Origin of the sequence: Oceanipulchritudo coccoides, assembly GCF_010500615.1 — a bacterium.
In the GTDB taxonomy this organism is placed as follows: domain Bacteria; phylum Verrucomicrobiota; class Verrucomicrobiia; order Opitutales; family Oceanipulchritudinaceae; genus Oceanipulchritudo; species Oceanipulchritudo coccoides.
Genome location: NZ_JAAGNX010000044.1, coordinates 1 through 262 on the forward strand (window position 1 = coordinate 1; position 262 = coordinate 262).

1 pseudogene is annotated in these 262 nt (G+C 60.7%); it reads right to left on the reverse strand.

The window, feature by feature from the left end:
• Window positions 1-262: pseudogene (locus G0Q06_RS14370) on the reverse strand (DNA topoisomerase IV subunit A); the annotation flags it as partial.

The window sequence follows — 262 nt, forward strand, 5'->3', positions numbered from 1 at the left end:
GCTATCGAGCAGGTCTTCGATCTGCGCGCGTTCTTCCATCAGGGCGGATTGTTCGCGCAACAACTCCATCTCTTCGAGGCGGCGCAGCGAGCGCAGGCGCATGTTCAGAATAGCTTCGGCCTGGACCTCGGTCAGGGACGGATCATCGGACGCTGCAGGGGGTACATAATCCGCCTCGTCCACCGCGCGCGGGTGATCCTTGCTCCAGTCTTCGGCCATGAGCGCGGATTTTGGGTCTTCGTCGTAGCGGATGATATCGATG